Source organism: Virgibacillus sp. AGTR (assembly GCF_016919725.2).
Lineage (GTDB): Bacteria > Bacillota > Bacilli > Bacillales > Amphibacillaceae > Virgibacillus > Virgibacillus salarius.
On sequence record NZ_JAJERH010000196.1, the window covers coordinates 1 to 346 of the forward strand.

Sequence of the window (346 nt, forward strand, 5' to 3'; positions counted from 1 at the left end):
CTAGTCCCTCCATACCGTGACGTTCATAGTTTTTCACCCATTCATATATTGGTGTAAAGCTACCCATATGATATTTTTTGGCTAAGGAACGATATGAAAGATTTCCATCTATATTCTCGGTGACAACCTTCACTTTAAATTCTTCACTATATTTAGCCACAAAAACACCCCCTGAAGTTAGACTTTTTACTCTAACTTCAGGGGGGCGTCATCGTATTTGAAATTAATTATCGCTCGTTTTTTGATTAGAATCATTCATTTAGCATCTGAAATAAGCGAGACTCCGGCGCGAACAGCACGAGTCCGAAGATCCACGTGGTAACGTGTTTTTCTTTACCAAGTTAGC

1 protein-coding gene is annotated in these 346 nt (G+C 39.0%); it reads right to left on the reverse strand.

Going from position 1 to position 346, the window contains the following annotated elements; genetic code table 11:
• On the reverse strand, positions 1-160 hold a 160-nt coding region (locus JUJ52_RS23830), incomplete at its 3' end, for a helix-turn-helix domain-containing protein (RefSeq protein ID WP_374489242.1).
• Positions 161-346: the final 186 nt, after the last annotated feature.